The 25752-nt window shown below is 59.3% G+C and carries 20 protein-coding genes and 4 tRNA genes; 9 read left to right on the top strand and 15 right to left on the bottom strand.

What is annotated here, in order from left to right; genetic code table 11:
• The first annotated feature begins 31 nt into the window (after positions 1 to 31).
• A complete protein-coding gene (locus J2Y39_RS03580) occupies positions 32 to 685 on the top strand; it encodes an HAD family phosphatase (protein ID WP_095180777.1) in 654 nt (217 codons plus the stop codon).
• A 96-nt stretch (positions 686 to 781) separates the two neighbouring features.
• Here the strand turns inward: J2Y39_RS03580 and J2Y39_RS03575 are convergent, their stop codons facing one another.
• Positions 782 to 1744, bottom strand: a complete 963-nt coding sequence (locus tag J2Y39_RS03575; RefSeq protein ID WP_236169465.1) for a zinc-binding dehydrogenase — start codon at positions 1742 to 1744, stop codon at positions 782 to 784.
• A 138-nt stretch (positions 1745 to 1882) separates the two neighbouring features.
• On the opposite strand from J2Y39_RS03575, the gene J2Y39_RS03570 reads away from it, so the two are divergent.
• Together J2Y39_RS03570 and J2Y39_RS03565 are read left to right on the top strand one after the other, a co-directional pair.
• On the top strand, positions 1883 to 3967 hold the full coding sequence (locus tag J2Y39_RS03570) for a carboxy terminal-processing peptidase (RefSeq protein ID WP_177434207.1): 2085 nt from the start codon (positions 1883 to 1885) through the stop codon (positions 3965 to 3967).
• Between the two features lie 118 nt (positions 3968 to 4085).
• Positions 4086 to 5867 carry a bifunctional diguanylate cyclase/phosphodiesterase gene (locus J2Y39_RS03565; protein ID WP_236169464.1) on the top strand — a complete coding sequence of 594 codons (1782 nt, stop codon included), beginning with the start codon at positions 4086 to 4088 and terminating at the stop codon, positions 5865 to 5867.
• A gap of 127 nt (positions 5868 to 5994) precedes the next feature.
• On the opposite strand, the gene J2Y39_RS03560 is transcribed toward J2Y39_RS03565, so the two are convergent.
• The 7 genes from J2Y39_RS03560 to J2Y39_RS03530 form a co-directional block, all read right to left on the bottom strand.
• Positions 5995 to 6381: a hypothetical protein gene (locus J2Y39_RS03560; protein ID WP_263469732.1), complete on the bottom strand. Its 387-nt coding sequence runs from the start codon at positions 6379 to 6381 to the stop codon at positions 5995 to 5997.
• Complete coding sequence (locus tag J2Y39_RS03555; RefSeq protein WP_310215141.1) at positions 6378 to 11051, bottom strand: RHS repeat-associated core domain-containing protein; 4674 nt, start codon at positions 11049 to 11051, stop codon at positions 6378 to 6380. The genes J2Y39_RS03560 and J2Y39_RS03555 overlap by 4 nt, the downstream gene beginning before the upstream one ends.
• A gap of 239 nt (positions 11052 to 11290) precedes the next feature.
• A complete protein-coding gene (locus tag J2Y39_RS03550; protein ID WP_310215138.1) occupies positions 11291 to 11698 on the bottom strand; it encodes a sel1 repeat family protein in 408 nt (135 codons plus the stop codon).
• On the bottom strand, positions 11699 to 12070 hold the full coding sequence (locus J2Y39_RS03545) for a hypothetical protein (RefSeq protein ID WP_003223109.1): 372 nt from the start codon (positions 12068 to 12070) through the stop codon (positions 11699 to 11701).
• Positions 12067 to 12408 (bottom strand): helix-turn-helix transcriptional regulator, encoded by a 342-nt coding sequence (locus tag J2Y39_RS03540; protein ID WP_310215135.1) that lies wholly within the window; start codon positions 12406 to 12408, stop codon positions 12067 to 12069. The genes J2Y39_RS03545 and J2Y39_RS03540 overlap by 4 nt, the downstream gene beginning before the upstream one ends.
• Before the next feature lie 112 nt (positions 12409 to 12520).
• Positions 12521 to 12976, bottom strand: a complete 456-nt coding sequence (locus tag J2Y39_RS03535) for a YkvA family protein (protein ID WP_310215133.1) — start codon at positions 12974 to 12976, stop codon at positions 12521 to 12523.
• A gap of 292 nt (positions 12977 to 13268) precedes the next feature.
• On the bottom strand, positions 13269 to 13985 hold the full coding sequence (locus J2Y39_RS03530) for an FKBP-type peptidyl-prolyl cis-trans isomerase (protein WP_016773732.1): 717 nt from the start codon (positions 13983 to 13985) through the stop codon (positions 13269 to 13271).
• Positions 13986 to 14254: 269 nt separating this feature from the next.
• Here J2Y39_RS03530 and J2Y39_RS03525 point away from each other — a divergent pair, with 269 nt between their 5' ends.
• Together J2Y39_RS03525 and J2Y39_RS03520 are read left to right on the top strand one after the other, a co-directional pair.
• A complete protein-coding gene (locus J2Y39_RS03525) occupies positions 14255 to 16066 on the top strand; it encodes a di-heme-cytochrome C peroxidase (protein WP_310215130.1) in 1812 nt (603 codons plus the stop codon).
• On the top strand, positions 16063 to 17232 hold the full coding sequence (locus J2Y39_RS03520) for a catalase family protein (protein ID WP_310215128.1): 1170 nt from the start codon (positions 16063 to 16065) through the stop codon (positions 17230 to 17232). The genes J2Y39_RS03525 and J2Y39_RS03520 overlap by 4 nt, the downstream gene beginning before the upstream one ends.
• Positions 17233 to 17321: 89 nt before the next feature.
• Here the strand turns inward: J2Y39_RS03520 and J2Y39_RS03515 are convergent.
• The 4 genes from J2Y39_RS03515 to J2Y39_RS03500 all read right to left on the bottom strand — a co-directional run bounded on the left by J2Y39_RS03515 (position 17322) and on the right by J2Y39_RS03500 (position 17855).
• Positions 17322 to 17398 (bottom strand) — tRNA-Asp (locus J2Y39_RS03515).
• Positions 17399 to 17417: 19 nt separating this feature from the next.
• Positions 17418 to 17493, bottom strand: a tRNA-Val gene (locus tag J2Y39_RS03510).
• A gap of 190 nt (positions 17494 to 17683) precedes the next feature.
• A tRNA-Asp gene (locus J2Y39_RS03505) sits at positions 17684 to 17760 on the bottom strand.
• Positions 17761 to 17779: 19 nt separating this feature from the next.
• Positions 17780 to 17855, bottom strand: a tRNA-Val gene (locus tag J2Y39_RS03500).
• 159 nt (positions 17856 to 18014) lie between these two features.
• Here J2Y39_RS03500 and rdgC point away from each other — a divergent pair.
• The 3 genes from rdgC to sugE all read left to right on the top strand — a co-directional run bounded on the left by rdgC (position 18015) and on the right by sugE (position 20479).
• Positions 18015 to 18935: a recombination-associated protein RdgC gene (gene rdgC / locus J2Y39_RS03495; protein ID WP_024012190.1), complete on the top strand. Its 921-nt coding sequence runs from the start codon at positions 18015 to 18017 to the stop codon at positions 18933 to 18935.
• Between the two features lie 143 nt (positions 18936 to 19078).
• On the top strand, positions 19079 to 20044 hold the full coding sequence (locus tag J2Y39_RS03490) for a bile acid:sodium symporter family protein (protein ID WP_041479525.1): 966 nt from the start codon (positions 19079 to 19081) through the stop codon (positions 20042 to 20044).
• Between the two features lie 120 nt (positions 20045 to 20164).
• Complete coding sequence (gene sugE / locus J2Y39_RS03485) at positions 20165 to 20479, top strand: quaternary ammonium compound efflux SMR transporter SugE (RefSeq protein WP_041479526.1); 315 nt, start codon at positions 20165 to 20167, stop codon at positions 20477 to 20479.
• A gap of 103 nt (positions 20480 to 20582) precedes the next feature.
• Here the strand turns inward: sugE and J2Y39_RS03480 are convergent, their stop codons facing one another.
• From J2Y39_RS03480 to J2Y39_RS03470, 3 genes are all read right to left on the bottom strand, one after another.
• Positions 20583 to 22454 (bottom strand): MFS transporter, encoded by a 1872-nt coding sequence (locus J2Y39_RS03480; protein ID WP_130900883.1) that lies wholly within the window; start codon positions 22452 to 22454, stop codon positions 20583 to 20585.
• 96 nt (positions 22455 to 22550) lie between these two features.
• Positions 22551 to 23702, bottom strand: coding sequence for a TDT family transporter (locus J2Y39_RS03475; protein ID WP_310215125.1), 1152 nt, complete (start codon positions 23700 to 23702; stop codon positions 22551 to 22553).
• Between the two features lie 115 nt (positions 23703 to 23817).
• Complete coding sequence (locus J2Y39_RS03470) at positions 23818 to 25005, bottom strand: MFS transporter (RefSeq protein ID WP_310215792.1); 1188 nt, start codon at positions 25003 to 25005, stop codon at positions 23818 to 23820.
• 103 nt (positions 25006 to 25108) lie between these two features.
• Between J2Y39_RS03470 and J2Y39_RS03465 the strand changes: the two genes are divergently transcribed.
• Positions 25109 to 25651: a TetR/AcrR family transcriptional regulator gene (locus J2Y39_RS03465; protein ID WP_252887532.1), complete on the top strand. Its 543-nt coding sequence runs from the start codon at positions 25109 to 25111 to the stop codon at positions 25649 to 25651.
• The last annotated feature ends 101 nt before the right edge of the window (positions 25652 to 25752 follow it).

The raw sequence follows: 25752 nt of genomic DNA, 5'->3' as shown, positions 1-25752 counted from the left end.
CTTTGCTGACGTTGAAGAGAGAACTGCACTGATGGCCCTGGCAATTTTTGATCTGGACGAAACGTTGATCCACGGCGACTGCGCCACCCTCTGGAGCGAGCAGATGGGGCGCCTGGGCTGGGTCGATCCCGAGTCGTTCATGCGCAAGAACAACGAACTGATGGACGCCTACAGCCATGGCAAATTACGCATGGAAGATTACATGGCGTTCAGCCTCGAACCGCTGATCGGCCGTACGCCAGAAGAAGTCGAGCACCTGGTCGGGCCGTGGGTTGAAGACTTTATCGAACCGATCATCTTCAGCGACGCGACCAAAACCATCGCCGCGCACCGCAAGGCCGGCGACCGGATTCTGGTGATCTCGGCGTCGGGCACGCACCTGGTCAGACCGATTGCCGATCGACTCGGCATCGACGAGATTCTAGGGATTGAACTGGAAGTCGCGCACGGCGTTTACAGCGGCCATACCGTGGGCACGTTGACCTACCGCGAAGGCAAGATCACTCGCCTGCTGGAATGGCTGGACGCCGAAGAAGAAAACCTCGAGGGCGCGAGTTTCTATTCCGATTCGCGCAATGACTTGCCGCTGCTGTTGAAAGTGGATTTTCCACACGTGGTCAATCCGGATCCGGTGCTACTCGAGCACGCGGAAAAATCCGGCTGGCCGATCCACCTCTGGAAATAAAAGCAAAAGATCGCAGCCTTCGGCAGCTCCTACTTTTGGAATGCGTGCCTCTGTAGGAGCTGCCGAAGGCTGCGATCTTTTGACCTTGCTTTGCTGTCAGCTCAAACCCTCATTGATCACCAACACCAACTTGCCCGCCACCGTATTGCTCGCCAGTTCGGCAAACGCTGCTTCGGCATCCTTCACCGCAAAGGCTCTGGCCAATTGCGGACGCAAGCGGCCCTCGGCAAACAGCGGCCACACATGCTGGCCCAGATCACTGAGCAGATCGGCCTTGAATTGATCGCTACGGCTGCGCAACGTCGAACCGAGCAGTTGCACACGCTTGGCCAACACCTGCGCCAGATCCATCTTCGCCTCGCGCCCGCCCATCAAACCGATCAGCACCCAACGTCCGTCCAGCGCCATCAGCTTGAGGTTCAGCGCCGCATAATTGCCGCCCACCGGGTCGAGAATCACATCGAACGGCCCGAAGTCGCGCAGGCTTTCAATTTCATCGGTGCGCACCACGCCGCCCTGCGCACCCAACGCTTCGCAGTAAGCCAGGCGTTCGGCGGAACCGACGCTGACCCAGCACGGGTTGCCGAAGGCTTTGCACAGCTGAATGGCGGCTGAACCGATTCCACTTGCGCCGGCGTGCAGGAGAATTTTCTCACCGGGTTTCAGCGCTGCAAGTTGAAACACATTCAGCCAGACGGTGGCGTACACCTCGGGCAATGCCGCCGCCTCGATCAGCGAAATACCTTCGGGCACCGGCAGCACATGCCGTCCGTCGACGACCACCTCTTCAGCCATGCCGCCCCCGGCCAGCAAGGCGCAGACCCGGTCACCGACTTGCCAGGACGAGCCCGCGCCGACCTCGCTGATCACCCCGGAGCACTCAAGACCAAGCACTTGGCTGGCCCCGGCTGGTGGCGGATAAAGCCCTGCTTTCTGTAATAAATCGGCGCGATTGAGGCCGGCTGCCGCCACCCGGATGCGGACTTGTCCTACATCGCACGTCGGACTCGGCTCTTCAACCCATGCCACTTGACCTTCAACGCCTTGCAATGCCTTCACACTGCCTCCATAGTGAGTCTGGACTGAGCCCGAAGCTGTAGCGCCGGGCTTTTTGCATTATGCGACCGGCTCTCAAAGAACCGGCGACTTCAAAGACGGCCTAATATGCGTTATCAATTGTCCCCGCGTCGAATCAGCATGAAGCATCTGCTCCCCAGCACCGCCCTCGCTCTTTTCATCGGTATCGGCCTGTTGCCGGTGTCGGGCACCACATTCGCAGCCAACAGCTGGGACAAGTTGCAGCCTGATCGCGATGAAGTCATCGCCAGCCTGAACGTCGTCGAGTTGCTCAAGCGTCACCACTACAGCAAGCCGCCGCTCGATGATGCGCGCTCGGTGATCATCTACGACAGCTACATCAAGCTGCTCGACCCGTCGCGCAGCTATTTCATGGCCAGCGACATCGCCGAATTCGACAAGTGGAAGACCCAGTTCGACGACTTCCTCAAAAGCGGCGACCTCAACGCCGGGTTCACCATCTACAAGCGCTATCTGGACCGCGTCAAAGCGCGTCTGGACTTCGCCCTTGCCGAGCTGAACAAAGGCGTCGACAAGATGGACTTCAACACCAAGGAGACCTTGCTGATCGATCGCAAGGACGCGCCTTGGCTCAAGTCCACCGCGGAACTCGACGACCTCTGGCGCAAACGCGTCAAGGACGAAGTGCTGCGCCAGAAGATCGCCGGCAAAGACCCGAAGCAGATCCAGGAAACCCTGACCAAGCGCTACAAGAATCAGCTGGCGCGCCTCGACCAGACCCGTGCCGAGGACATTTTCCAGGCGTACATCAACACCTTCGCCATGTCCTACGACCCGCACACCAACTATCTGTCGCCGGATAACGCGGAAAACTTCGACATCAACATGAGTCTGTCCCTCGAGGGCATCGGTGCCGTGTTGCAGAGCGACAACGATCAAGTGAAGGTCGTGCGTCTGGTGCCGGCAGGCCCGGCGGACAAGACCAAGCAGGTCGCTCCGGCCGACAAGATCATCGGCGTTGCCCAGGGCAACAAGGAAATGGTCGACGTGGTCGGCTGGCGTCTGGACGAAGTGGTCAAATTGATTCGCGGTCCGAAAGGCACCGTGGTGCGTCTGGAAGTCATTCCGGCGAGCAATGCGCCGAACGACCAGACCACCAAGATCGTGCCGATCACTCGTGAAGCAGTGAAACTCGAAGATCAGGCCGTGAAGAAGTCGATCCTCAGCCTGAAACAGGACGGCAAGGACTACAAACTTGGCGTGATCGAGATCCCGGCCTTCTACCTCGACTTCAAGGCATTCCGTGCCGGCGATCCGGACTACAAGAGCACCACTCGCGACGTCAAGAAGCTGCTCACCGAGTTGCAGAAGGACAAAGTCGACGGCGTGGTCATCGACCTGCGCAACAACGGCGGCGGCTCCCTGCAGGAAGCCACCGAGCTGACCAGCCTGTTCATCGACAAAGGTCCGACCGTACTCGTGCGTAACGCCGACGGCCGTGTCGACGTGCTCGAAGATGAAAACCCGGGCGCGTTCTACAAAGGCCCGATGGCGCTGTTGGTCAACCGCCTGTCCGCCTCGGCCTCGGAGATCTTCGCCGGCGCCATGCAGGACTACCACCGCGCATTGATCATCGGCGGCCAGACTTTCGGTAAAGGCACTGTGCAAACCATTCAGCCGCTGAACCACGGCGAACTGAAACTGACCCTGGCCAAGTTCTACCGTGTCTCCGGGCAGAGCACCCAGCATCAGGGCGTACTGCCGGACATCGACTACCCGTCGCTGATCGACACCAAGGAAATCGGCGAAAGTGCCCTGCCGGAAGCCATGCCGTGGGACACCATTCGCGCGGCGATCAAACCGGCGGCCGATCCGTTCAAGCCGTTCCTCGCCCAGTTGAAGTCCGAACATGACTCGCGCACCAACAAGGATGCCGAGTTCGTGTTCATCCGCGACAAGCTGGCCCTGGCGCAGAAACTGATGGAAGAAAAAACCGTCAGCCTCAACGAAGCCGATCGTCGTGCCCAGCACGCCGACATCGACGCCAAGCAACTGGCGATGGAGAACATCCGTCGCAAGGCCAAAGGCGAAGAACCGCTCAAAGAGCTGAAGAAAGAAGACGAAGACGCACTGGCCGCTGCCGAGCCGGACAAGGTCAAACCAGAAGACGATGCCTACCTGAGCGAAACCGGGCGCGTGCTGCTGGATTACCTGAAACTGAGCAATCAGGTGGCCAAGAAGTAAGTGATGGCAATTTAGTGCTGACGATCCCCGGATCGTCATCAAACAGTCATCATTCTGTCGTGCAATAAAGGACCGGGAGCAAGCGCTCCCGGTCCTTTTTTTATCGCCAGAGACTGCCATGACCACGACCGAACAGCTGAGCGCCTTGAGCTCGATCCTGACTCAAAGCGGTTTACACAGCCTGTTCCAGCCGATCATCTGTCTTTCCGAACGCCGCATTCTCGGTTACGAAGCCCTCACCCGTGGCCCGTCCAACAGCCCTCTTCACTCTCCGATTGCCCTGTTCGCCGTGGCGCGACAGGCTGGTCGATTGAGTGAACTGGAAATCGCCTGCCGACAAAGCGCCTGCCGACGGTTCAATGAGCAGCAACTGCCGGGCAAGCTGTTCCTTAACGTGTCTCCAGAATCCTTGCTCGAAGCCGCGCACCAACCCGGGCGTACGTTGCAACTGCTGCAGGACTTGGGCATTGCGCCGAGCCAAGTGGTCATCGAGCTCACCGAGCAGACGCCAATCGATGACTTCCAGTTGCTGCAAACCGCCCTGCATCACTACCGGGCGATGGGTTTTTCCATTGCGCTGGACGACTTGGGCGCAGGGTATTCGAGCCTGCGCCTGTGGTCGGAATTGCGTCCGGATTACGTGAAGATCGACCGGCACTTCATTGATGGCATTCATCAGGATGCGTTGAAAAGAGAGTTTGTCGGTTCGATTCTGCAAATTGCCAAAGCCTCGCGCGCGCAAGTCATCGCCGAGGGCATCGAGCTACCGGAAGAACTCGCGGTGCTGACTGAAATGGGCGTCGACCTGGTGCAGGGCTACCTGCTCGGCCGCCCTCAGGAACATCCGTCCCGCGACGCTCGCGCGATGATGCCCAAACACGACAGCAGCGCCGTCGCACTGAATGACGAAGGCAGCGACCTCAGCGCCCTGCTCAACGACCAGCCCGCCGTGCAACGCGATACGCCCACCGCGACGGTACTGGAAGCCTTTCGCCGCCAGGCCAACCTCAATTCGCTCGCGGTGCTCGACGAACAAGGCCAGCCTTGTGGCATCGTCCATCGCCATTCCCTGTCCGACGCACTGCTCAAACCGTTTGCCACGGACTTGTTTGCACGTAAACCGATCAGCCGCCTGATGAACGATGATTTCCTCGCCGTGGAAATCAGCCAGTCGCTGCAGCAAGTCAGCCGCCTGATCACCAGCCGCGCCCGCCAGCGCATCGAAGAAGACTTCATCATCACCCTCAACGGCGGTTATCTAGGCCTCGGCCGAGTGATCGACGTGCTGAAACTGATCACCGAACTGAAAATCCAGCAGGCGCGCTACGCCAATCCCCTCACCCTGCTGCCGGGCAACGTACCGATCCAGCAGTGCCTCACCCGCCTGCTGCAACAGGCCCGCGAATCGATCATCTGCTACGTCGACATTGACAGCTTCAAACCCTTCAACGACATCTACGGCTACGGTCGCGGCGACGAAGTCCTGCTCTGCCTCGCCCAATGCCTCAACGAACGCATCGACCCCACCCGCGACTTCGTCGGCCACATCGGCGGCGACGACTTCCTCCTCGTCCTCGGCCCCGAAGACTGGCGCAAACGCCTCAACCAACTGCTCGACGACTTCCAGAGCCAGTGCCGCCGGTTCTATCGGCCCGAGCATCTGGAAGCCGGTTGTTTTGTAGCGCCAAACCGACAGGGTGTGCGGCAAGAATTTGCGTTGTTGTCGTTATCGATCGGGGTGGTGCATTTGCGACCTGAAGCTTGTGCAACGCTTGATGCCAGCCAGCTTGCGGAGATGGCTTCGCAGGCTAAGCATCATGCGAAGGGGGTTGTGGGGTTTAGTGTGTATTTGCTCGATGCTATAGCGCCTCCGGCCCAGACATCACAGCTAGTTGGTTAAACCCCAGCACAGTAGCGCATCATGAACTCCATGTAGTTCACAATCATAATCTAGCGATCACATGCCCCCTCTTAAGACACGCAAGGGTACTAAGTAGTGACTACTAATTCTCAATCTATCGGACTACTCAAATCGGATACCCGCACCGCCATGGAGGGCAGAATAATTCCGGATCGATCGCGAGCCGTTCCAAAACCGTATAGATATCCTCCTCAGAATTAACGGGTACAAAGTTTAATATCACGATATCCCGATCATCAATACCATCGCTGGAGCCAATTTCTTCAATAGCCACAGTAAACACTACAATCGAAAACCTGAACCCTTTCGATTTATGAATAAAATCGTAATATTGATGCGGATCGCCTGAGAAAGAATATTTGTAATTAGCATATATTGAGACCCACTTTCGACTTGAGTGATCTTTGCACGGAAGTTCTTGTGCAATATTGTCGTAGCTCGTCCCTTCGAGTCCATACCATACGCTACGAGCGATTTTCTTCTGCTGTTTCATATTTGACCTGCAAATGAGTTTGGCCAGTAAATTCGGATTACTTTGCCGTCCTTTGGATGTAATTGTAGATGAGGCATGACAGCATGCGGATCGTCAGGACTATGATTTGCCATGTAAACTTTTCGATTCACAACATTAGATACAGCTGTGTCATCCCAGTGATAGTACGATTCTTTCCCAAAGGGCGTTTGGAAATAGTCTTTGGCGGTAACGGAATTGAACTCTTCAGCATTCTTATATCCTTGACCTAAATATTTCCCTCTGAACAATTCTTCAGCTTCAGCTCGACTGTTAACAGTAACGTCCTTAGCACCTTGATCCAGCAGCGCAGAAGCTCGTTTAACGCTAGGACTCGACCATTCTATATCCGGTGGAAGAGGTTCTCTGGTATCAACCTTTGCATTCCCGCATGGTGCCGTTGGATTCCCTTTTCCGTCTCCATCTGGCGGGCATCCGTTCAACCCCAACGGATCCACCCACCCCGTCGGATTCGGCACGTACTGATACTGATTCAACCCACCCGCGAGCTTCACCGGATCCGGCGTCAGATACCGCCCTAACCTAGGGTCGTAATACCGATGCCGGTTGTAGTGCAGCCCACTTTCAACATCGAAATACTGCCCCTGAAAACGCAACGGTTGGTCGAGGTAGTCTTCGCCGGCCAAGGTCACAGCGGCGACTTTGCCGTAGGCGTCGTATTGCGCGGACCAGACGATTTCGCCGCTGTAGTCGGTGAGTTCCTGCGGGGTGCCGAGGTGGTCGAGTTGGTAGTAGAACGGGCAGGCTTTTTTCGGGCCTTTGCCGTCGAGCATCGCCAGTGGGCGGAAGGTGCCGGGTTCGTAGAGGAAGCTGCGGTATTGCGTGGCGCTGCTTTCGGCGACGAGGTGTTCGCCTTGCCAGAAGAACTCGGTGATGGCGCCGTCGACGGTTTTGCGGATACGGCGGCCGAAGGCGTCGTATTGATAAGTGGCGGTCTGGCCGTCGGGGCGGGTCAGGCCGATCAGGCGGTGCTGGCAGTCGTAGCGGTATTCGGTGACCAGGGTCTGGCCGTGGCCTCGGCGTTCGCGGATCAGGTTGCCGAAGGCGTCGTAGTCGTAATGGCGGTCGCCTTGCATCAGCAGGCGGTTGCCCTTGATCTGCGCGGGACCGGGGCGGTCCTGCATCAGCAGGTTGCCCGCCGGGTCGTGGGCGAAGGATTCGGGCAGTTCGTCGCGCGAGTGACGGACGCGGATCAACCGGTCGAGGGCGTCGTAGCCGTAGGTGCGCTGGCCGTGGCGGCTGTCGGCGATGTGCTCGAGATTGCCGTTGGCGCTGTAGGCATAATCGCGGCGGTACAGCGAAGCGTGGCGATGACCTACAGCGTGGGCAAGCAAGCGGCCCTGATCGTCGTAGGAGTATTCGCTGAGCAGCAGACCTTGCTGGCGTTGCTGTTCGCGACCGGACTGATACACATGCCGGGTCAGCGGCGTGCCGTTGAGGTCGATGGCTGACAGCGCACCGCCCTTGGCGTAGTGATAATCGAGCTTGCTGTTGTCCGGCAGACGCAGGCGTTTGAGCTGACCGCAGGCGTCATAGGCGTAGCGCAAGGTGCCCCAGCCCTGATGCTCGGTGATCAGCCGGTCCTGACGGTCATACTCGAAGGCCAGCGGATGGTTTTGCCCGTCATCAACGGCAACCAAGCGCCCGAGGCGATCATAGTCGTAGCGGACTTTGAGCCCATCGGGCAGGGTTTTGACCAGCAAACGCCCGGCCTTGTCGCGCTCATAGTGGGTGACCAGACTGGGGCCGAAATCACCAAACTCGGTCTTCTCCAGCAAATGACCATTGAGGTCGTAGACGTAAGCCGTGCGCCGCCCATCAAACCCGGTTTCCTGTCGGATCAATCCGGTCGGCGTGTAATCCAGTCGGTATTTTTCGCCCGATTCGTTTTCAATTTCGGTCAGCAACAGCCGCGCATGGTCATAGCGGTACTGCACGCGGGTGCCGTCGGGGTTGATCCGCCGCGAGACCAGATGCAGGTCGTCGTCATATTCGTAGCGGGTGATGCGCCCGAGCTCGTCGCGCTCAGCGGTGATCTGGCCGTAGGCGCCGTAGCTGTAGGCGCGCGTGCTGCCCGTAGGAGAAGTCGTCAGGATCAGTCGGCCGGCCGCGTCCCACTGCTGACGACTGACAACACCAAATTCGTCATGGGTGGTAATCCGCCGTCCCAGCGCATCGTAGGAAAAGCGCCGCACGCCGCCATCGGGCAGGGTTTCTTCGATGAGCTGGCCGAGCTCGTTCCACACCCAACGGTGGCGGCTGCTGTCCGGATAACGCAGCGACAGCAATTGCCCGCGCAGGTTGTAGTAGTAATGGGTGACCTGGCCGTGGGGATCGACCGCTTCGGTAACGGCGCCTTCAGCGTTGCGCCGGTAGATCCACACCGCATCACCACGGCAACGCTTGTAGAGAAAACCGTTGCGGTACTCGTAGGACGTTGGTGCATCGTCCGGCGGAATCAGCGCGATCAGCCGTCCGAGTTCGTCGTAGCGATATTCGGTGACCGCGCCCAACGCATCCTGCTCGGCGATCAATCGCCCCTGCTGGTCATAAGCCTTGAGCTGCTCGCCGCCATCGGCCGCAACCTGGCGCACCAGTCGCGCGCGCTCGTCGTGGACGTAGACTTCTTCGGTACCGTCGACGTAATGCACGGTCACGCTGGCGTCGTCATCGTTCCAGACGTAACGGGTGTTCATCTGCGAGAACGAAGCCCAGTGCCTCACGCAGCGCGCCGCTTTGCCCTCGCGCTGCCACTCCCAGAAGAAGCTCGCGCCGCCGGTCAGCTGGCGCTGGAGGATGACGTGATGGTCGTCGTAGTCGTAGCGTTCGCTGTCGCCGACCGCGTTGGTCGCGGTCAGCAGGCGTTGCCGGGCATCGAAGCTGTAGGTGGCGAGGGTTTGCTCGGTGGTCCACTCGCCTTGGACGAACACCTGATAATCGATCGCCACCAGTTGCGCGCGGTCATAACGCAACAGCAGGGCGCGGCCGGCGCCGTTGTCCAGACGCTGAATGCGGTCGGAGCGATCGCGTTGCAGGGTCAGACGATTGCCGTAGACGTCGCTGATCGCCGTCAGCCGGCCGGCGCGAAAGTGATAAAAGCGCGCGCTGTCGCCGGCCAAAACCAGAATCAGTTCTTCCGGCTCATCGCCGAGAAAGATCGCCGCCCGCGACAGGCTGTTGTGAATCGCTGGGCGCGCGACGTTGGGCAGGGGAAAACGAGTGCGGCGGTTTTCGTGGTCGATCCAGATCACGCCATCGCCGTCGAAGGACAGGCGATGGGCCAGCGTGTGGCTCCAGCCAAAACCCAGGCCGATGTCGATCTCGACCGCGCTGCTGCGGTACAAGCGGGTGAACTCGAAGGGCAGCACGCCATCGAGCACCGCGTCGGTCAGGGTCAGCAGTTCCTCGCCGGTGACCATCGACACCGGACAGCCGTTTTTGCAGGTATTGGGGACGCAATCGGCGGCGTCGCCGTTGGGGTTTTTTGCCTGGTCGGGGACGTCGTCGTGCTGTTCGTCTTTCTTCAACATGGCGTTGCGCTGGGCATCCCAGCGCAATTGCATCCGGCCCTTTTTCACCCCGGCGGCGATGCCGCGCGCGGCAACGGCTTTGTAGCGGTCGACGTATTCAATGAAGGCGCTGACGATGCTGAACAGCGCCTTGACCAGACGCTTGGCGACGTTGAACAGCTGCGTTGCACGGTCAGCCAGACGCAGCGTCAGATAAGCGATCCCCGCCCCCGCTCCGACAAACGTCAGCACCACGCTGATCAACACATCGATGATCAGTTGCACGATCATCATCGACGCCACTTCAGCAGATTTGCCGGCAATCTCGCTGGGCGGCAGCATGTCCAGCCACAGGCTTGCCGACCGCAGCAGCAAGCACATCGCCGCTTCGTCACTGACCAGCAACTGCAGCTTTTCCATGAGATTTGGCGCGGTCTGTGCCAGCTCGATCAGCTCAGCCGCGCCACTGCCCAAACGCTCGGCGAACTTGCCGGGTTCCTGAAGAATTTCCGAGAGCAGTCCGAGGCTGTCCCATACCCCCTCGATGGCCGCCCAACTGCCGGCGAGCATGCCGTTGCTGGCTGCGGCCGCTACCGACTGTGACCACTGCGGCTTGAAACCTTGCCACTCGCTACGCAGCCAGCCGTCCAGCTCGCCGGTCAAACCGTCATAGGATTCGAACAGCTTCGCGACTTGATTGGAGGTGACAGCGCTGTGCACAAGAACGCGGTAGAACTTGCCCTCTTCACCTCTGAATTCGCCCTTGCCCTGCTGATCAAGGGTGACCGGCGCGGTCTTGCCGCTATCCACGTCGACCACATCGACGGAAATGTTGCCCAGCGGGATGTCGTAGACCGATTCAAACTTGCTCTCGATCTGCATGAGCCCGCCCTGCGGGCACTGGACGACGCTGGAAGAAAACTCCTCGTCGCTGCTACTGACCGCCGTGCTGCGATCGCCGAAGCGAATGATCCGCTCCATACCCACCAGCGATGGCAGGTCTGCTGCCTCGCTGATCTGGTCCACCCTGCGACTGAGCCAGTGATCAAGCTGTTTGCGGTAGAGGCTGAGCGTTTGCGGAAAGCTGTCGAGTTCCTGCTCGATGCGAGCGATGGCTTCCATCAACACACGCAGGCAGACAAGGTGGGCTGAAAAACGGGCTGAAGCATGAGCGGTCCCTCGCGCAAGAAATTAGTCGCGGGAACTGTGCGGGGGATCAGAAAGGAAAGAAGTCAGGCGAGTAGGCAAAGGATGTAGGACTAATCTGCAATCCAACATCCAGCGAAAAACGTGCAGGCAAAAACGTAAACGCGGCGTGAGGAAAACCTCACGCCGCGTTTACTTAGAAGACATACATGGAATTACTGCGTTGAATCACCAGCCATCAGCTGTTGCAGCTTAAGCTCGGCCAACGGGTGGCCGGCTTCGGCGGCCATGCTCCACCAACGAGCGGCCTCAGTGGGATCCGGTGCTTTGCTCGGGGTACCGGCGAGGCTGATCACGCCGACTTGATACGCCGCTTTACCATCACCAGCCAACGCCGCCAGACGCAGTAAGCGCACGCCTTCTTCACGCGCGCCTAACCCGACGCCGCGAAAAGTCAGAATGTGCCCATAAAAGCTTTGCGCACCGACATCGCCGAGGTTGGCCATGCGTGCAAACTGGCCTTCGAGCCAGCGCCAGCCACGCGGCTGGCGAACGAACCACGACCAATGAAACAGCCTGCGGGCCAGCCAGTAACCGGCCCGCGCCTTGAGGCGCAGAAACACTCAGGCCTCCGCCGATTCCGGGTATTCGTATTCGAAGACGCGCACCACTTCCGACGCATGCCAGGACGCCGCTGCAACGCCATCCGAAGGCCCGGAAAAGCGCCCCAGACGCTCGACACATTCAAAAAAACCGGTACGCGGCAAACGACTGGCGCCCTGACTGATGACCAGCGAACTGCGCAACGGCTGCTCGGCTTTGGCGTCCAGTGCCGCCAGATGCTCCAGTGCAGCCGTCAACGTCTGCATCGCCGGAGTCGGTAGCTGCAAACGCTCAAGCAAGGCTCGATAGGTCAGAAGATGGCGCTGACGACGCGCCTGGTCCAGTTCCCCCAGCAATCCGTCCCAATGTTGACGGCTGATTCGTACGCTCACGATTCGTCCCTCCAACCCGGCACCGTCAGTTCCCAAGCCAGGCTGCGGCGAATCGCGGCGTCGGGCAGACGCTCACCACTTTCGATCATGGCCAGATATGACGGGCTGATGCCTACCGTGCGGGCCAGCGCCTCGATGGCGATGCCCTTCCCTTCGCGCAAACTGCGTAATTGATCCAGACCCGGAAGAATCGGCTCCGGCGAGGCGGCGAGCGGCGCTGCTGGCTGCTGCACCGGTGTTGCGTTGATCCCTGCTGCTTTCAGTAAAGCCTGATATTGAGCCCACGGCAGAACCGCGTATTCGGGTTCGCCATCGCGTGCAATTATCTGAATATCCATGACTACCCCGTAGGACAACACCACTTAGCGAGTCGGCACTTTTCCCTAGAAGTGTAATCCTAACAGCGGCCAAGGTCGCGAGTGGTATCTATCTGTAGGCAGTCTTCGTCAGTCAGGGCTTTTTCGGGCCTTGCAGCTGCAATTGTTCAGGGGTATCAGGGAGGCGTTCAACCACCGCCAGCTTCTCCGGTTGCTGGCGCTTGCGCCACAGACGAAAGGCGTTGAGCTCATCATCGAGGGTTTTCATCAGCCAGGCGAGGACAGCGATGTCATCGAGCATGCCGAACACGGGAATGAAATCCGGAATGGCATCCACCGGGCTGAGGAAATACATCAGGCCCGCCACCACCGAAATCAGCGACTTGGCACTGATCGTACGATACTCGCCACGCCAGTAGGCCAGGCACAGCGACTGCAGCAAGCGCAGATCATCCTTGAGTTTGCCCAGGCGATTGCCTTGCGCGGCGCCTTTGCTGGCCACGGCAAACAACAGGGTCGGCAAGCGTCCACGGGCCAGCAGGCGACCGGCCAACGGCAGGAATCGAGCGAAATTCCACGGAGCTTTCATCTATTCTTCCCGTTGAAATGTTATCCACACAAATTGTGGATAACCTTGTGAACAGAGCTGCATTTCAGCGCTGAGAGCCCCGTTTCATAAGGGCTGCGCTCAGATCGGGCGTTTTTTACTCACATAAAAAAGCCCAATATTTCATTGACTTGGCAGCTCAGGGCGTCTAGCGCGGGCAGCCTCAAAGCTATGACTGTGCTGATCGCTGTCAGTTCGCTCTGTTTACCTTCCCTGACCTGCAGATGCAACAACGCCCCGCATGTGCGAGGCGTTGTTTTCGAGCCGTTGCGTGTTACTTGGCAGCGGCGTCTTCTTTGGCTGGATCCTTGATGGCCAGCAGTTCCAGGTCGAAAACCAGAACCGAGTTGGCCGGGATTGCCGGGCTTGGCGACTGAGCGCCGTAAGCCAGATCGCTAGGGATGTACAGTTTGTACTTCTCGCCAACGTGCATCAGTTGCAGACCTTCAACCCAACCCGGGATCACGCCACTGACTGGCAGATCGATCGGGCTGCCGCGCTCTACGGAGCTGTCGAACACGGTGCCGTTGGTCAGCTTGCCGGTGTAGTGAACAGTTACGACGTCGGTCGGCTTAGGCTGTGGGCCGTCGGCTTTCTTCACTACTTCGTACTGCAGGCCGGAAGCGGTGGTGGTCACACCGGCTTTCTTGCCGTTCTCTTCGAGGAATTTCTTGCCGGCGGCTGCCGACTCTTCACTCATCTTGGCCATACGCTCTTCAGCACGTTTTTGCAGCGAGGCGAAGGCTTCGACCAGTTCTTCATCTTTCAGCTTCTGTTCTTTCTTGCCAACGGCATCTTCGATGCCCTGGGCTACCGCTTTGGAGTCCAGATCATCCATGCCTTCCTGGGCAAGGCTTTTGCCCATGTTCAGGCCGATGCCGTAGGAAGCTTTTTGCGCCGGGGTTTTCAGCTCTACGCTGGTCTGCGAGTCACAACCCGCGAGTACCAGGCTAACCAGGGCTACCGCCGCCGCCAACCGATGCTGTTTCATGCTATTTCCTTGTTCATGCGCCGAATGGGCAATCGAGTAAAGCCGCGAGCTTATCAGGCCGCCACGACCAATGGCTACCGGCATGAGAGCAGGAATCTTCCGATAAGTTCAGGGATTAAAACGCATTTGGGCAACGGCTGGATGAAGCTTCTGTCATCCACGGACGACAAGCGTCATCGGAGCTTGCCTCAGCGTCTGGCGTAATGGCCACTTGCCCAGCAGTCATGGCTCAGGCATAACAGCGCAACAATTCGACAAGGATGTTTAACTTGCGCCTTCTATTCCGCGTTCTCACTCTGGTGATCGTGCTGGCGATAATCGCCCTCGCGGTGATCGTCTATTACGTCGCCAGCCCGAAATTGCCCTTCTACACCCCGCCGCAACAGGTACGTTACCTGGATCAATGGAGCGAAGAGCAACGGCAGACCTACTACTTCACGCCCCAAGGTACGCAAGTCAAAGGCCTGCGTTACGAGTGGTTTCAGGCATTGGAATTGCCCTTCTCCGAGCAGCGCTTCGCCTCCCCTGAATATCTCGCCCGTTTCGGCTTCCTGGTCGACCCGCAGCAGAAAGCGAGCGCGAACAACCCCGGCAACCTTCCCGTCGGTTTTGCCCGGCACCAGAATCCCGGCAACGCCTCGGAGCATTATCTGGACATCACCTGCGCCGCTTGCCACACCGGCGAGTTGCGCGTCAAAGGCCAGGCCGTACGTATCGATGGCGGCAGCGCACAGCACGTGCTGCCTTCCAGCGTTCCTACGTTGCGCGGTGGCAGTTTCGGACAGGCCCTGGTCGCCAGTCTCGCCTCGACTTACTACAACCCGTGGAAGTTCGAGCGCTTCGCCCGCCAGGTGCTCGGAGATGATTACGAAGCGCGCCGCGAACAATTGCGCAGCGAGTTCAAGACCTCGCTGAACACCTTCATCAAAGTGGCGTGGAACGACACCCATCGCGGCCTGTACCCGACCGAGGAAGGCCCGGGGCGCACCGATGCGTTCGGCCGGATTGCCAACGCGACGTTTGGCGATGCGATTTCCCCTGCCAACTACCGCGTAGCCGATGCCCCGGTGGATTATCCGCAGCTGTGGGACATGTGGACGTTCGACTGGGTGCAGTGGAATGGCTCGGCCCAGCAGCCGATGGCGCGCAATATCGGCGAAGCGCTCGGCGTCGGAGCCACATTGAATTTCTTCGACGGCAACGGCCAGCCGCTGCAAGGTGCTGAGCGCTACCCCTCCAGCGTGCGCGTGCGCGATCTGCACGCCATCGAAGAAACCTTGCAGCAGTTGAAGCCGCCGACCTGGCCGGAAGATCTGTTCGGTGCGATCGACAAGCCGCTGGCCGCCAAAGGCCGCGCGCTGTTCGCGGAAAACTGCGCCGGCTGCCATGTCCCGCGCCAATCGCAGGAAGGCGAACGTTGGGTGCAGCACTTGCACATGATTCCCGTGGAGGTGATCGGTACCGATCCGAATGCGGCCAACAACGTTGCCAGCCATCGTTTCGACCTGAGCGCGCTGCAATGGGATGTCAAAGAGTTGGAAAAAATGGACGTCAGACTGCACCCCGAACCTAAAGCGCCGCTTGATCTGAGCCAATTGTCGGTGGCCAAGGGCCTGGCTTACGTCACCGCGTTCGTGGAAAACCGTGCCTATCGCGACGCGCAGATCACGCCGGAAGAAAAACCGCGCATGGATGGTTTCGGCCTGCCGATCGGCGTGCGCGAGAAAGTCGCTTACAAGGCCCGGCCGCTGGCCGGCGTATGGGCGACTGCGCCGTTTCTGCACAACGGTTCGGTGCCAAGCATCTATCAGTTGCTGTCACCGCAGGATGAGCGCGCCACCACCTTCTATAAAGGCACGCTCGAATACGACCCGCGCCACCTCGGCTATCGCACCGAACCTTTCACCAACGGTTTTCTGTTCGACACGCGCATCAGCGGCAACCACAACAGCGGCCACGAATTCCGCGCCGGCGCGCGCGGCAACGGGGTGATCGGCCGCCTCCTGCAACCCGAGGAGCGCTGGGCGCTGCTCGAATATCTGAAAGTACTGGGCGGACCACTGGAGGCGCAGTTGCCATGATCATGCCGACATTCAAAAAAGAACTGCCGCCACTGGCGCGCTTCTGGCTCTGGTTGGGGCGTTTGCTTGGCAAGACGCTGCTGATCCTGCTGATCATCGGCCTGCTCGGCTGGGCCATCGCCGCCGCGTGGTTCGCTTGGCAGCATCGTGGGCCGGTGTCGGCGCAGGAACAGATTCCACCAGGCGAAGCGGCGATGACTCAGGACATCATTCAAACCGCAGTGCGCATCGTCGACCAGCACCGCGAACCCACGCGTTATCTGCGCGATGCCCACGCCAAAGCGCATGGCTGCGTGAAGGCGCAAGTGCAAGTGTTACCGGAACTGGAGCAATCGCTGCGGCAGGGGGTGTTCAGCGAGCCGGGCAAGACCTGGCAGGCGCTGATCCGGTTGTCCAACGGCAATGCCTATCCGCAATTCGACAGCATTCGCGACGCGCGCGGGATGGCAATCAAGCTGTTCGAGGTTCCTGGCAAGCAACTGCTCGGCAACCGCCAGGACCAGCATGAACAGGATTTCGTGATGTTCAGCCATCCGAATTTCTTTGTCAGCGATGTCGCCGAGTATCGTCAGAATGTAGCGGCGCAGGCTGACGGCAAGAAGGTCATGGCGTTTTTTCCGACGTGGGATCCGCGCACCTGGCAGGTCCGTCATCTATTCATCGCGTTGGCAACCCTGTCAGCGCCGCCGGACAGTCCGACCGAGACTACATATTTCTCGGTATCACCCTACAAGTTCGGTGAGGCCAATGCGAAATTCCGCGTCGTGCCGGATCCGGAGCGTTGCCCGGCGTATACCTTGCCCAAACAGAATCACGACTTGCCGAATTTTCTGCGCAGTGCACTGAATCAACAGTTATCCACGGATCGGGTGCCGGCGTGTTTTGCCCTGCAGATCCAGCGCCAGGACGCGAACAAGTACATGCCGATCGAAAACACCAGCATTGAGTGGCGTGAGCAGGATGCGCCGTTTGCAACGGTGGCGCGGATCACCCTGCCCGCGCAGGACTTCGATACGCCGGCGCTGAATCTGCAATGCGACAACCTGTCGTTCAACCCGTGGTTCGGCATCGACGCGCATCGGCCGATTGGCGGGATCAATCGCTTGCGCAAGGCAGTGTACGAGGCGGTGAGCGATTATCGGCATGCCCGCAATGCGGCGCAGTAGCGCGGCGATTTCATAAATCGCAGACAGCAAAAAGCCCGCACAAGGCGGGCTTTTTGTGGTGTCTGGCGTTCAGTTCCAGATACCGAATATGGCGCAGCGGACGGGACTCGAACCCGCGACCCCCGGCGTGACAGGCCGGTATTCTAACCGACTGAACTACCGCTGCGCGAAACGCTTGAAACGAATGGTGGGTGATGACGGGATCGAACCGCCGACATTCTGCTTGTAAGGCAGACGCTCTCCCAGCTGAGCTAATCACCCTTCGCTTCGTTACGGGGCGCATTATGCCACAAGTTTTCGTAAAGTGTTGATTTAATTGAATATTTTTCAAAAAAATCTGAAAACCGGTGAAACGATACATCCCGCGGGTACAACCTTGAGACAGAAAAAAACCCGCCTCAGCGGGTTTTTCCGTGGTGACCTGGCGTTCAGTGGTCCAGGTTACCGAATATGGCGCAGCGGACGGGACTCGAACCCGCGACCCCCGGCGTGACAGGCCGGTATTCTAACCGACTGAACTACCGCTGCGCTAAACACTTGAAACGAATGGTGGGTGATGACGGGATCGAACCGCCGACATTCTGCTTGTAAGGCAGACGCTCTCCCAGCTGAGCTAATCACCCTTCGCTTCGGTGTGGCGCGCATTCTACGGAGCACCCCAACCTCTGGCAAGCACTTTTTTAAATAATTTTCCGAGGCCTTCCAAAGGCTTAGAGAAGGGTTGGCCTACGCCCCGGCGAAGACAATAATGCCCCCCTTTGTATAAAGGAGTGACTCGCCCCATGTGGTTCAAGAACCTGCTGATCTATCGCCTGACCCAAGACCTGCCTGTCGATGCCGAGGCGCTGGAAACTGCACTGGCGACCAAACTGGCGCGGCCGTGTGCAAGCCAGGAGCTGACCACTTACGGTTTCGTTGCACCGTTCGGCAAGGGCGAAGATGCGCCGCTGGTACACGTCAGCGGCGATTTCCTGCTGATCTCTGCGCGTAAAGAAGAACGTATCCTGCCGGGCAGCGTTGTGCGTGACGCGGTCAAGGAAAAGGTCGAAGAGATCGAAGCCGAGCAGATGCGCAAGGTCTATAAGAAGGAACGCGACCAGATCAAGGATGAAATTATCCAGGCGTTTCTGCCGCGCGCGTTCATTCGTCGCTCGTCGACCTTCGCCGCGATCGCGCCGAAACAGGGCCTGATCCTGGTCAACTCGGCCAGCCCGAAACGCGCCGAAGACCTGCTGTCGACGCTGCGCGAAGTGATCGGCACCCTGCCCGTGCGTCCGCTGACCGTGAAAATGGCACCGACTGCGGTGATGACCGAGTGGGTCACCACACAGAAAGCCGCCGACGATTTCTATGTACTGGACGAGTGCGAACTGCGCGACACCCACGAAGACGGCGGCATTGTCCGTTGCAAGCGTCAGGACCTGACCAGCGAAGAAATCCAGCTGCACCTGAGCACCGGCAAAGTCGTCACTCAGCTGTCGCTGGCCTGGCAGGACAAACTGTCGTTCATGCTCGACGACAAGATGACCGTCAAGCGCCTGAAATTCGAGGATCTGCTGCAGGATCAGGCGGAACAGGACGGTGGTGATGAAGCCCTGGGCCAACTGGATGCCAGCTTCACCCTGATGATGCTGACCTTCGGCGACTTCCTGCCGGCGCTGGTTGAAGCGTTGGGTGGGGAAGAGATGCCGCAGGGGATCTGACTCTGACGAGCATCTAACCTGTGGGAGCGAGCCTGCTCGCGAATGCGGTGCGCCAGCAACATTAATGTATCTGGCTCACCGCTTTCGCGAGCAGGCTCGCTCCCACAATGTTTTGTGGTGTAACCAATAATAAGGATCAAGCCATGCGCGCACTGGCTGCACTCAGCCGCTTTGTCGGCAATACCTTCGCTTACTGGGTTCTGATATTCGCCGTCGTGGCCTTCCTGCAACCGGCGTGGTTCATCGGCCTGAAAAGCGCGATCGTACCGCTGCTGGGTCTGGTGATGTTCGGCATGGGCCTGACCCTAAAGCTCGACGACTTCGCTGCCGTCGCTCGCCATCCGTGGCGGGTGGCGCTGGGCGTGGTTGCACATTTCGTGATCATGCCCGGTGTGGCGTGGTTGCTCTGCCAGGTGTTCCACCTGCCGCCGGAAATCGCCGTCGGGGTGATTCTGGTCGGTTGCTGCCCGAGCGGCACCTCTTCGAACGTGATGACCTGGCTGGCACGCGGTGATCTGGCGCTTTCAGTGGCGATTGCCGCGGTCACTACCCTCCTCGCCCCACTGTTGACCCCGGCGCTGATCTGGCTGCTGGCCTCGGCGTGGCTGCCGGTATCGTTCATGGAGCTGTTCTGGTCGATCCTGCAAGTGGTGCTGTTGCCGATCGTTCTCGGCGTGGTCGCGCAGCGTCTGCTCGGCGACAAGGTGCGGCATGCGGTGGATGTGTTGCCGCTGGTATCGGTGGTCAGCATCGTGATTATCGTCACCGCCGTGGTGGCGGCCAGTCAGGCGAAAATCGCCGAGTCCGGCCTGTTGATCATGGCCGTGGTGATGCTGCACAACAGCTTCGGTTATCTGCTCGGCTACTTCACCGGACGCCTGTTCGGCTTGCCTCTGGCTCAGCGCAAGTCGCTGGCACTGGAGGTCGGCATGCAGAATTCGGGACTGGGCGCGGCATTGGCCAGTGCGCACTTCTCGCCACTGGCGGCGGTGCCGAGCGCGCTGTTCAGCGTCTGGCACAATATCTCCGGGGCGCTGCTGTCGACGTACTTCCGGCGCATGAGCGAAAAAGAAGATCGCGACAACCTCGCACAACGGGCTGCCGATTGAGGCTGAAAACTTGATCCCCGGGTTAATGCTCGTCAGTATATTGCGCAACGCGGGGACGACCCTGCGGCTCGCTCGAGTCATTAATCTGGGGACGACCCCGTCAATCGATGGAGGTCCTGCATGTCCTGGATCATTCTGTTTTGCGCCGGCCTGTTCGAAGTCGGCTGGGCCGTCGGCCTGAAATACACCGACGGCTTCACCCGCCCGCTTCCCACCGCCCTCACCGTTGCCGCCATGGCCATCAGCCTTGGTTTGCTGGGCCTGGCGATGAAGGAATTACCGTTGGGTACGGCCTATGCGATCTGGACCGGTGTCGGTGCGGTGGGTACGGTGATCGCCGGGATCATTCTGTTCGGTGAGTCGATGGCATTGATTCGGCTGGCCAGTGTGGCGTTGATCGTCACCGGTTTGATCGGGCTCAAGGTCAGCGCTTAAGCCACCGGCCCCATCGCTGGCAAGCCAGCTCCCACAAGATTGGTGTACACCATCGAACCTGTGGGAGCTGGCTTGCCAGCGATGAGGGCCGTCCAGTCAACAACTATCTGACGGATCCGCGCAACTCCCCCACCAACACCTGCAACTTCGCCGGCTCGGTCCCTTCGGTAATCGCCGGCCCCGCCACCAGCGTCACCCGCGACCACAAGCGATGGAACAAACCCTTATTCGGATCGCGACTGAAGAAACTCCCCCACAATCCTTGCAGCGCCAGCGGAATCACCGGCACCGGGGTCTCTTCGAGAATCCGCGTCACGCCGCCGCGAAACTCGTTGATCTCGCCATCGGCGGTCAATTTGCCTTCCGGGAAAATGCACACCAGTTCGCCGTCCTTCAGATACTGAGCGATACGCGTGAAGGCTTTCTCGTAGATCTGGATATCTTCCTGGCGTCCGGCGATAGGAATCGCGCCCGCCGTGCGAAAGATGAAGTTCAGCACCGGCAGGTTGTAGATCTTGTAGTACATGACAAAGCGAATCGGCCTACGCACGGCACCGCCGATGAGCAAGGCGTCAACGAACGACACGTGGTTGCACACCAGCAGCGCCGCGCCCTCGTCCGGGATCGCTTCAAGGTTGCGATGTTCGACGCGGTACATGGAATGGCTGAGCAGCCAGATCATGAAGCGCATGCTGAATTCCGGAACGATCTTGAAGATGTAGGCGTTGACGCCGATGTTCAGCAGCGACACCACCAGGAACAGTTGCGGGATCGACAGCTTGGCGACGCTCAGCAAAACGATCGAAACAATCGCCGACACCACCATGAACAACGCGTTGAGAATGTTGTTGGCGGCAATCACCCGCGCCCGTTCGTTTTCAGCCGTACGCGACTGGATCAGCGCGTACAGCGGGACAATATAGAAGCCACCGAAAATGCCGAGGCCAAGGATGTCGATCAACACCGCCCAGGTGTGCACGAAGCCCAGCACGGCAATCCAGCTATGGCCGGTGACGCTGTCCGGGATCCCACCGGAATGCCACCACAGCAACAGGCCGAACACGGTCAGGCCAAACGAGCCAAACGGCACCAGTCCGATCTCGACTTTGCGCCCGGAGAGCTTCTCGCAGAGCATCGAACCCAGCGCGATGCCCACCGAGAACACGGTCAGGATCAGCGTGACCACGGTTTCGTCACCGTGCATCCATTCCTTGGCGTAGGCCGGGATCTGCGTCAGGTAAATCGCCCCGACGAACCAGAACCACGAGTTGCCGACAATCGAGCGTGACACCGCTGGCGTCTGGCCCAAGCCGAGTTTCAGCGTCGCCCAGGACTGGCTGAAGATGTTCCAGTTCAGGCGCATTTCCGGCGACGAGGCCGCCGCGCGCGGAATACTGCGGCTGGCCAGATAACCCAGCACGGCAATGCCGACGATCGCGGCGGAGACTACCGGCGCGTAGTGCTCGGTCGACATCATGATCCCGGCGCCGATGGTGCCGGCGAGAATTGCCAGAAACGTGCCCATTTCCACCAGACCGTTGCCGCCGACCAGTTCATCGTCGCGCAAGGCCTGCGGCAGGATCGAATACTTCACCGGGCCGAACAGCGCCGAATGCGTGCCCATGGCGAACAGCGCCACCAGCATCAACGACAGATGATCAAAGAGAAAGCCGATCGATCCTACGGCCATGATGGCGATTTCCGCGAGCTTGATCAGACGGATCAGCGCGTCCTTGGCGAATTTTTCCCCGAACTGCCCGGCCAGCGCCGAGAACAGGAAAAACGGCAGGATAAACAGCAGCGCGCAGAGGTTGACCCAGATCGAGCGATCGCCCTCGATGGTCAACCGATAGAGGATGGCGAGGATCAACGACTGCTTGAACACGTTGTCGTTAAAAGCGCCGAGCGACTGGGTAATAAAGAAGGGCAAAAAGCGCCGGGTGCGCAACAGGTTGAACTGTGAGGGGTGACTCATCTTCCGTGTTTCCTGATGTTAGGTAGTGAGGCCTGGGTGCTTGTTATTGGAATCCCGCACCACGATCCAGGCCACACCTTACCTAAACTTTTCGGATTATTTCTTCAAACCTGCAATACACGGCGAGACAAACAGCTCGCCACGCCACGCGCCCTGCACGGTGCGCTTGCCGACGATCAGCCACATTGCCGCCAACAAAATCACCAGCGCCGTACCGAACACACTGAAAAATGTCAGGTTGAGGATACTTGCCAGTTTCAGCGTCGCCAGCGAATACACGCCCAATGGGAAGGTGAAGCCCCACCAGCCGAGGTTGAACGGAATGCCGTCACGCAGATAACGCACGGTGATCAGCAGCGCCATCAACATCCACCACAGACCAAAACCCCACAGGGTGATCCCTGCCACCAGCCCTAATCCTGAGGCGATTTCACCGACGCCAGCCAGGCCATTCGCGGCAAAAATCGCTGGCGCCTCACCGCCCAACAGCAACATGCCCAGCGCACCGGTGCCGATCGGACCGAGGGCCAGCCAACTCGACGCGGCCATGTTTTCGTGAGGTAGCTTGTGCAGAGCCATACGCAACAACAGGATGGTCAGAATGCTGAACGCCACCGGCAGGGAGAAAGCCCAGAGCACATAGCTGGTGGTCAGTACGACGAGTTGCCCATGTGCGTCGGTCAGATGCGGGGCGAGCAAACCGCCGCTGGCCGCTGCTACTTCCGCCGCCACCACCGGCAGCAACCAGACCGCAGTCATCTGATCGATGCTGTGTTCCTGACGGGTAAACATCATGTACGGAATCAACACACCGCAGGCCAGCGACATCGCTACATCGATCCACCACAACACTTCAACGAGCTGAATGACACCGTCGCCCCAGCGCGGCAGCCCGAACAACAGAAAGCCGTTGATGATCGTCGCCAGGCCCATGGGAATGGTGCCGAAGAACATCGACACAGTGGAATGACCGAAAATCCGCCGCGCCTCGTCAAAGAACAGAATCCAGCGCGCGGCGTAGGCAGCGGTAAACAGGCTGAACAAGAGAATGTTGAACAACCAAAGCCCTTCGGCCACAGCGCGCAATCCGGGAATGGCCAGCGGCAACTGGGCCAGCGCCAATGCCAACACACCGGTGCCCATGGTCGCGGCGAACCAGTTCGGCGTGAATTGGCGAATCACTTCACGAGGATGTTGAAGCTGACTGAAAGGTTTGTAGCCGGGGGTGACACTGTTAGGGCAAATCATCATGAACTCCTGTCCTCTGGTGAGGTGGAGTCCATGGTAGATCCGAATCGAATATCGATATAACGGGTAATATCTCTAACTGTTATCTGTTTTGCAGATAAGTATCTACACGCGCTCAAGGAGCGCTGCAAACTCTGCCTGTCTGCGGACGCAGACTGAGCAGCAGCGCAGCCACGGCCAGCACGATCAATACAACGCCGTAACCATCAGTGGTCGCCAGCAACCCGAAACTGCGAGCGAGATGCCCGGCCAGCAGCGCCGGCAGACAGAACGCCAGATAACTGAGCACGTAATAAGCCGACATCCACCCGGCTCGTTCATGCGGCAAAGCCAGCGACACCAGACTGCGTACCGCACCGAGGAAACCCGAACCGAAGCCGCAACCGGCGACCAGGGTGCCAAAGAAAAACAGCGACAGACTGGCGCCATGCACGCCGAGGAGGATCAGGACCAGCCCGATCGGCAGCAAGCTCGCACCCAGCCGCAGCGCCTGAGCGGCTGGACGATTGCGCATCATGAAAATCATCAACGCACCGGTCACGGTGAGCGCCGCGACCGTAGCGCCACCGATCAGATTGGAGGAAGAGCCAGTGGCCGTGCGCACCAACGACGGTGCCAGCGAGGCATAAAAACCTCCGAGCGCCCAGGTTGCGGTGTTCAGCGGCAGCACTCGCCACAACGTTGAACGCGCTTGCACCGGCACGTGCAAAGTCGGTCGCAAAGACGCCAGCGCCCCACCTTGCCGCGAGACACTTTCCGGCAGGCGCCAGACATAAACGCCCTGCAACACGAACAACGCCAACAGCAACCAATAGGTCAGCTGCAACGGCGCCGGTGCGAATTCTGCCAGCAAGCCACAGCCCAAACCGCCCAAAGCCATCCCGAGTAACGGCGCGACACTGTTGATCAGCGGCCCCTGCTGACGGTCGGTATCGAGCAATGTTGCGCTCAAAACGGCGGTGGCCATGCCGGTGGCGAAACCCTGCAGTACCCTCGCGCCGATCAACCAAGCGACACTGTCGGCATAAATGAACAGCAGCATCGCCAGCGCATTGAGCAGCACGGCACTGAAGATCACCGGTTTGCGTCCGAGATGGTCGGAAAGCGAACCAACCGTCAGCAACGCCGCCAACAGACTGAAAGCGTAAACGGCGAAGATCAGCGTCAACATCGCTGCCGAGAAATGCAGCTGATCCTGATACAAGTGATACAACGGCGTCGGCGCGGTGGAAGCGGCGAGAAAACTGAGTAAGGTGATCGCCAGAAACCACAAGCTGGACCGGTGGGAAGCGACACTATTCAAGGGGCTGGTCATGGGCATACTCCGCAAAAGCTAATTTTTTGCTTTTGCGCAGTGTGCTACCGCCCAGCGCTTAAAGCAAATTCTTTGTGTTAAGGTCTGCCGCATGGCTATTAAAGAAGGTTTACGCCCCGGTGGCCGCAGTGCCCGGGTGCAGGAGTCGATTCATTCGGCGGTCAATGCGCTGCTGCAAGAGCAGGAACGCTCCACCGTGACCGTCCCGCAGATTGCCGCCCGCGCGGGGGTTACGCCGTCGACGATCTACCGCCGCTGGGGTGATCTTGCGGCGCTGCTGGCGGACGTCGCCCTCGCCCGCATGCGCCCGGACAGCGAGCCGGCGAACACTGGCAGCCTGCGCGGCGATATCCGCGCCTGGGCCGAGCAATATCTCGACGAGATGAGCTCGGAGGTCGGGCGCAACATGATGCGCGACGTGCAGGCCAGCGCCACGCCGGGCTATTGCGTGGCGATCATTGGTGCGCAGTTGCAGACCATTGTCGATCGCTATCCGCATGAAAAGGCGCCGAGTGTCGATCGCTTGATCAATCTGATGGTGGCGCCGGTTGTGTTCCGGATTCTGTTTTCGGCCACGGCGCTGGAGGTGGATGAGTTGCATCGGTTGATCGATATTGCATTGCGGCAGGACTGACGCCTTCGCGAGCAGGCTCGCTCCCACAAGGGAATGCATTCCAGAACGTGGGAGCGAGCCTGCTCGCGAAGAGGCCCGCCCGGTCACCACAAAAACTACTC

Source organism: Pseudomonas sp. 2957 (assembly GCF_031456345.1).
In the GTDB taxonomy this organism is placed as follows: Bacteria; Pseudomonadota; Gammaproteobacteria; order Pseudomonadales; family Pseudomonadaceae; genus Aquipseudomonas; species Aquipseudomonas siliginis.
This window is presented reverse-complemented; position numbering and strand designations above follow the sequence as displayed.